We start from the raw sequence: 7,317 nt of genomic DNA, 5'->3' as shown, positions 1-7,317 counted from the left end.
CCGCCGACGACCGCCCCGGCACCGCCTTCCTCGCCCCCGGCCCTGTCGCCTTCCTCGGCGCCGGTCCCGCCGCTGGATCCCCGGACGGAAGCCCTGCCCCGGCCGAACAGCTCATCTCCGATCCGATCGGCCGCGCCTCCAGCGGCCGTCCCGCCCAAATCGGCGCCCTCAGCCCGAGCCCCACCGCGGCCAACCCCACCGGCTCCGAACCGATCGCCGGCGCCTCCCTCACCCGAAACACCGCCGATCCGTTCAGCGGCGGATCCGGAGCCATTGCCGGGAACCGCGCCCCGACCAGCTCCGGAGCCCTCGCCAGGAACCTGACCGCGACCGGCTCGGTTTTCGCCAGAGGCGGCTCCACTGGTCCCCGATGGAGCGGCGGCGCGTGCGTCTTCCCCGGGTCCATCGGCGAGCACCCCGCTTCGGCCCGATCCGCCGGCGGATCCGCTCATCCCCGATCCTCCGGCGGCGTTTCCATCTCGCCCGGCGGAAAGCCAGCCTCGACCCGATCCGCCAGCGGCACGTCCGTCTTCCTCGGAACTACCGGCGGGAACCCCGCCTCGTCCGTCATCGGTTCTGTCCGGCCCCGGGCCGAGGACAGAAGATTCTCGGGAACCGGCGGCGAGGGCGGAAGGTTCGCGGGAGCCGAGGCGGAGGGCGGAAAGTTCGCGGGAGCCGAGGCGGAGGGCGGAAAGTTCGCGGCGATCGGGTCCGGCAGCGGTGATCTCACCGGTCGTGGATGCATCGGCGGTGGACCGGTCCCGGCCGGACCCGACGGCGCTGAGCAACGCGGCTCTGACGTCGTCGGCGCTGACCCCACCGGTTCGAGCCGGGCCGGCACCAGAGCCGCCGGCGAAGAGCTCACCGACGCCGATGCCGCGAGCCGCGCCTCCGTCAGCGCGAGTTGCGAGCGGCGCACCGCTTCCGAGAGCCCCGCTTCCTGAGGCACCGATTCTGGAAGCGGCGCTTCCGGAAGCGGCGCTTCCGGAAGCGCCGGGGCGGCCTGCGTCCGGGGGCGGGGCAGAAGGTCCGGTGCCCGCCGGTGCCCGGCCGAGGACCGTCCAGCCGGGAGCGACGACAGGTGCGCCGGGGCCGAGCTCCGGCGCGGCGGGTACGAGCCGCTGCGACGCCAAGCCGCCCGTAGGCCGGTGCCAGGCTCCCGCGTCCGGTGCCTCGGAAACGGTTGTGGCGAAAACGGCCAGGGCGGCCGTCACCGGGATGACTCGCTGAACCACACTCACTGCATCGCCCCTGGGAGTCGCTACCGGCAGCGCACGCCAGCAGTGTCCCAGCGCGCTGCCGCGCAGGTCACAGGGTTGCAAAGACCCTCACGTAAAATCTTCGCCGACGTCAGCGAATCGTCCGGAAAAAGGTACGGATGCCCGCCACCACCGTGTCCGGCGCCGCCATGGCCACCATGTGGCTGGGGCTGGAGAAGTCCCCCCAGTAGGCGATGTCGTTGCCGCGCTCGGCGATCCGCCGCAGCACCGCGGGCCCGCCGTGCGTCACCCCGGTCGGCACGGCGCGCTGGTCGACCGGCAGCCCGGCCGCCCCCTCGTAATACGTCCACGACGACGACCCGCCGGTCCCGGTCAGCCAGTAGAGGCCGGCGTTCGTGAGCACCAGGTCACGCTCGACGGGCTCCTTCTCCGATCCCCACCCGTCGAACTCCTTGAACCGCTCCACCAGGTACGCCAGCTGCGCCACCGGCGAGTCGGCGAACCCGTACGCGAGCGTCTGCGGCCGGGCGGCCAGGTAGGGCCCGTATCCGCTGCCCCCGGTCATCCACGCGCTCACCCCGGCCAGCGTGGCCCGGTCCTCCTCGCACAGCCCCTCCAGCTCGGCGGGATCGCCCGTGGGGTACCCGAGCCCGCCCGTGATGAGCGAGCCGACGACGTGCTCGGGGTCCAGCGCGGCCAGGCGCGGCGTGACCAGGGCTCCGGCGTCGTTGCCGTGCGCGCCGTAACGCTCGTACCCGAGCCGGCGCATCAGCTCCGCCCAGGTGCGGGCCACCCGGTCGATGCTCCACGGCCGCTCGTCGGCGGGCTCGGGGAACGACGAGAAGGCGAACCCGGGCAGCGAGGGCGCCACCACGTGGAAGGCGACGCCGGGGTCGAGCCCGTGACCGCGCGGATCGGTGAGCGGCCCGATGACGTCCAGGAACTCGGCGACGGAGCTGGGCCAGCTGTGGGTCAGGATCAGCGGCAGGGCGTCCGGCTCGGGCGAGCGCACGTGCAGGAAGTGGACGGTCTGGCCGTCGATGCCGGTGGTGTACTGCGCGAACGCGTTCAGCCTGGCCTCCTGCGCCCGCCAGTCGAACCCGTCGGCCCAGTAGGCGGCCAGCTCGCGCAGGTAGCCCACGGGAACGCCCCTGCTCCACCCGCCGGGCAGCTGCCCCGCCCATCTGGTACGCCGCAGACGTTCCCGCAGCTCGTCGAGGTCGGCCTGCGGGATGTCGATGCGGAAAGGTGTGATCATGCCCGCGAGGCTAGGCGGCAACGCGGAAGAGGTCGTTCCGCGAATGCGAAAGGCCCCGCACGGATTTCCCGTGCGGGGCCTTCAGCGAACCTCAGTCAGTCCTGGAAGACCTCAGCTCTGGCCGCCCGCGAGCTTCTCGCGCAGAGCCGCGAGCGCCTCGTCAGAGGCGAGCGCGCCGCTGGCCGGAGCCGACGACGACGAGCCGCCACCCTGCTGGGGCTGGGTCTCGCCGGTGTAGGACGAGGGAGCGGCCTCGCCGGCCTCCGCCTCGGCCTTGCGGGCCTCCTCGATCTGCTTGCGGTGAGCCTCGAAGCGCTGCTGGGCCTCGGCGTACTGCCGCTCCCACTCCTCACGCTGCTTGTCGAAGCCCTCGAGCCATTCACCCGTCTCGGGGTCGAAGCCCTCGGGGTAGATGTAGTTGCCCTGGTCGTCGTAGGTGGCCGCCATGCCGTACAGCGTCGGGTCGAACTCGACCTCGGTGCCGACGCCCTCGTTGGCCTGCTTCAGCGAGAGGCTGATGCGACGACGGTCGAGGTCGATGTCGATGATCTTGACGAAGATCTCGTCGCCGACCTGGACGACCTGCTCCGGGATCTCCACGTGGCGCTCGGCCAGCTCGGAGATGTGGACCAGGCCCTCGATGCCCTCCTCGACCCGGACGAACGCGCCGAACGGCACCAGCTTGGTGACGCGGCCCGGCACGACCTGGCCGATCTGGTGGGTGCGGGCGAACTGCTGCCACGGGTCTTCCTGAGTGGCCTTGAGCGACAGGGAGACGCGCTCGCGCTCCATGTCGACGTCGAGGACCTCGACCGTGACCTCCTGGCCGACCTCGACCACCTCGGACGGGTGGTCGATGTGCTTCCAGGACAGCTCGGACACGTGGACCAGGCCGTCGACCCCACCGAGGTCGACGAAGGCGCCGAAGTTGACGATCGAGGAGACGACGCCCTTGCGGACCTGACCCTTCTGGAGGGTGTTGAGGAACGTCTGGCGAACCTCGGACTGCGTCTGCTCGAGCCAGGCGCGGCGCGACAGAACCACGTTGTTGCGGTTCTTGTCGAGCTCGATGATCTTCGCCTCGAGCTCGCGGCCGACGTACGGCTGCAGGTCGCGGACGCGACGCATCTCCACCAGGGACGCCGGGAGGAAGCCACGCAGGCCGATGTCGAGGATGAGACCACCCTTGACGACCTCGATGACGGTGCCGGTGACGATGCCGTCCTCGTCCTTGATCTTCTCGATCGTGCCCCAGGCGCGCTCGTACTGAGCCCGCTTCTTGGACAGGATCAGGCGGCCCTCTTTGTCCTCCTTCTGGAGAACCAGGGCTTCGACGTGCTCCCCGACCTCCACGACGTCAGCGGGATCGACATCGTGCTTGATGGAAAGCTCACGCGAGGGGATGACACCCTCGGTCTTGTAGCCGATATCGAGAAGAACCTCGTCTCGATCGACCTTGACGACGGTGCCCTCGACGATGTCGCCGTCGTTGAAGTACTTGATGGTCTCGTCGATCGCCGCGAGGAAGGCTTCCTCGGACCCGATGTCGTTGACCGCTACCTGCGGGGTGCTCGAGGTGGCCTCAGTGCTGGACGTCATGTGTGGAATTGCTCCGAACGCGGACAGGATGTCGATGTGGCGGACGCGCGGCAGGCCCTCTTCCGCATCAAGCCGAGGAATTACGACATCGACGTGACCGAGCGCGAGCCCGCTCCGTCTGAGGCGCGCGCGAGCCCACAGCGCAGCGATCAGCATATGAGACGATCGCCACGGGGTCAATCCGGGGAGGGTTCAGTACGGGAAGACCTGGAGCCCTCGCTTGGGAATGATATTACCCCGCGGCTCATCCGGCCCGGCGATCGCTCCGGCCCGCCGGCGGCATCCGCCCACTCCAGCAGGGGTTACCGGCTGGGGTTACCGGCTCGGTGGACGGGCGCTCCCCCTCGCACCGTCGCTCTGGACACCCGGACGAATCCAGGGGGTCCAGATTTTCGCGTTGGGCGAAAGGGACGCGCCCCGCCGGGCGGCACGCCGGCGAAAATCATAGCGCGCAGCCCTCCCCCGACCCTCTGGGCAGCCCTCCAGTCAGGAGGCGTGCGCTGCGCTCAGTGGCCGGCGTCCTCCCACGTACGGCCGACGCCCACGGAGACCTCCAGGGGCACCCGCAGGTGGTAGGCGGCGTTCATCTGGTCGCACACGAGCTGCCTGAGCGGCTCCAGCTCGCCCGGCGCCACCTCGAACACCAGCTCGTCGTGGACCTGCAGCAGCATCCGCGAGGCCAGCCCCTCCTCGCCCAGCGCCCGCCGGACGTTGAGCATGGCGACCTTGATGATGTCGGCGGCCGAGCCCTGGATCGGGGCGTTGAGCGCCATCCGCTCGGCCATCTCGCGGCGCTGGCGGTTGTCGCTGGTGAGGTCGGGCAGGTAGCGGCGGCGGCCCATGATCGTCTCGGTGTAGCCGTCGGTGCGGGCCTGGGAGACGATGGCGTGCAGGAAGTCGCGTACGCCGCCGAACTCCTGGAAGTACTCCTCCTTCAGCGCCCGCGCCTCGGCCACCGGGATGTTGAGCTGCCCGGACAGGCCGAAGTCGGACAGGCCGTAGGCCAGGCCGTAGTTCATCGCCTTGATCCGGGCCCGCAGCTCGCCGTCGATCTGCTCGGGCGGCAGGTCGAAGACCCGCGCCGCGGTGGCCTGGTGGAAGTCGTGGCCCGACTCGAAGGCCTCGATCAGCGACTCGTCGCCCGACAGGTGGGCCATGATCCGCAGCTCGATCTGGCTGTAGTCGGCGGTCAGCAGCGTCTCGTAGCCCTCGCCGACGACGAAGCCCTGCCGGATGCGGCGGCCCTCGGCGGTGCGGATCGGGATGTTCTGCAGGTTGGGCTTCTCCGACGACAGCCGGCCCGTGGCCGCGATGATCTGGTTGAAGGTGGTGTGGATGCGCCCGTCGTCGGCGATCTCCTTGATCAGCCCCTCCACCGTGGTGCGCAGCTTCTGCTGGTCGCGGTGGCGCAGCATGATCGTGGGCAGCTCGTGCTCGGTCTGGGCGGCGAGCCAGGCGAGCTGGTCGGCGTCGGTGCTGTAGCCGGTCTTGATCTTCTTCGTCTTGGGCAGGTTGAGCCGGGTGAAGAGGATCTCCTGCAGCTGCTTGGGCGAGCCCAGGTTGAACTGCTCGCCGACCGAGCGGTGGGCCTCCTCCACGGCGTGCTTGACCGCGGCGCCGAACTCGGCCTCCAGGCCGGCGAGGTATTCGCTGTCGACGGCGATGCCGGCCCGCTCCATCTCGGCCAGCACCGACAGCAGCGGCAGCTCGACGTCACCGAGCAACTGGGTGCCGCCGCGCCCGGCCAGGAAGGTCTCGAGGGCGTCGGCCAGCTCGCGCACGGCGTGGGCGCGCAGCGCGAGGTCCTTGGCCGGGGCGTCCTCGTCGTCGCCGAACAGCGCGGCCTGCCCGCTGGGCGCCTCTTCTGCCCGCAGGTCGCGGTTGAGGTAACGCCTGGCCAGGTCTTCGAGGGCGAACGTGCGCTGGCCCGGCAGCGCGAGGTAGGCGGCCAGCGCGGTGTCGCAGCTCAGCCCGCGCAGCTCCATGCCCTGCGCCCAGAGCGCCAGGATGGGCCCCTTGGCGTCGTGGACGGCCTTGGGCTTGGCGTCGTCGCCCAGCCAGGCCCGCAGCGCGGCCTCGTCGGCCTCGGTGAGCTTGACGGGGTCGATGTGGGCGGCCGTGCCGTCGGGCGAGGCGACGGCGATGCCGTCGATGCGGCCGGTGCCGCTGCCGTAGACGCCGCGGAAGGCGAGCCCGGCGCGGCCCTCGGGCAGCGCGGCCAGCCAGCCGGCGACCCGGTCGGGGCCGAGCAGCACGGTCTCGACCTCGAAGCCCTGGTCGGGCTCCTGCTCGGCGGTGCCGAGCACCTTGAACACCCGCTCGCGCAGCTCGCCGCGGATCTGCAGGGTGTCGAACAGTTTGTTGATCTCCTCGCGCTCCCACGTGCCCTGCCGCAGGTCGCCGAGCTCGACGTCGATCGGGACGTCGCGCAGCAGCTCGGTGAGCCGGCGGTTCATCAGGACCTGGGCGACGTGCTCGCGCAGCTTGTCGCCGACCTTGCCCTTGACCTCGTCGACCCGGTCGATGAGGGCGGTCAGCGAGCCGTATTCGCGCACCCACTTGGCGGCGGTCTTCTCCCCCACGCTCGGGATGCTCAGCAGGTTGTCGCTGGGGTCGCCGCGCAGCGCCGCGAAGTCGGGATACTGCTCCGGGGTGAGGCCGTACTTCTCCTGGACGGCCTCGGGGGTGAACCGGGTCATGTCGCTGATGCCGCGCCGGGTCATCAGGACGGTGACGTGCTCGTTGACCAGCTGCAGGGCGTCGCGGTCGCCGGTGACGATCAGGACGTTCATGCCGTCCGCGGCCGCGCGGGTGGCGAGGGTGGCGATGAGGTCGTCGGCCTCGAAGCCGGCCTTGGACAGGCGCGGGACGCGCAGCGTGTCGAGCAGCTCGTAGATGAGCTGCATCTGACCGCGGAAGTCTTCCGGGGTCTCGCTCCTGTTGGCCTTGTAGTCGGCGTACTCCTCGTGGCGGAACGTCGGCTCCGACCGGTCGAAGGCCACCGCCACGTGCGTCGGCTGCTCGTCACGCAGGACGTTGGTCAACATCGAGGTGAACCCGTAGACCGCCTCGGTGTGCTGACCGTCGGTGGTCATCAGGTTGGCGTCTTTCAGCGCGTAGAACGCACGATAGGCCAGCGAATGCCCGTCGAGCAGCAGCAGGCACGGGCGGCTGGGGGTCACTTCACTCTTCGGCACACCCGCAGCCTAGTCTGCCTCTCCGACAGAAAACCCGAGCTCG

3 protein-coding genes are annotated in these 7,317 nt (G+C 70.4%); all 3 read right to left on the bottom strand.

Annotated elements, in window-relative coordinates; genetic code table 11:
* Positions 1-1,350: 1,350 nt before the first annotated feature.
* The 3 genes from E1286_RS18805 to polA all read right to left on the bottom strand — a co-directional run bounded on the left by E1286_RS18805 (position 1,351) and on the right by polA (position 7,274).
* On the bottom strand, positions 1,351-2,478 hold the full coding sequence (locus E1286_RS18805; RefSeq protein WP_132614247.1) for an epoxide hydrolase family protein: 1,128 nt from the start codon (positions 2,476-2,478) through the stop codon (positions 1,351-1,353).
* Between the two features lie 111 nt (positions 2,479-2,589).
* On the bottom strand, positions 2,590-4,077 hold the full coding sequence (rpsA, locus tag E1286_RS18800; protein ID WP_132614245.1) for a 30S ribosomal protein S1: 1,488 nt from the start codon (positions 4,075-4,077) through the stop codon (positions 2,590-2,592).
* A 506-nt stretch (positions 4,078-4,583) separates the two neighbouring features.
* Positions 4,584-7,274: a DNA polymerase I gene (polA, locus tag E1286_RS18795; RefSeq protein WP_132614243.1), complete on the bottom strand. Its 2,691-nt coding sequence runs from the start codon at positions 7,272-7,274 to the stop codon at positions 4,584-4,586.
* Between the last annotated feature and the right edge of the window lie 43 nt (positions 7,275-7,317).

Origin of the sequence: Nonomuraea terrae, assembly GCF_004348995.1 — a bacterium.
Lineage (GTDB): Bacteria > Actinomycetota > Actinomycetes > Streptosporangiales > Streptosporangiaceae > Nonomuraea > Nonomuraea terrae.
Note: the sequence above shows the minus strand (reverse complement) of the source record. Positions and strands in the feature narration are given on the sequence as shown.

Coding starts and splice junctions, on each gene's coding strand:
- E1286_RS18805 (WP_132614247.1), bottom strand. CDS start 2,478: ATGATCACACCTTTCCGCATCGACATCCCGCAGGCCGACCTCGACGAG.
- rpsA (WP_132614245.1), bottom strand. CDS start 4,077: ATGACGTCCAGCACTGAGGCCACCTCGAGCACCCCGCAGGTAGCGGTC.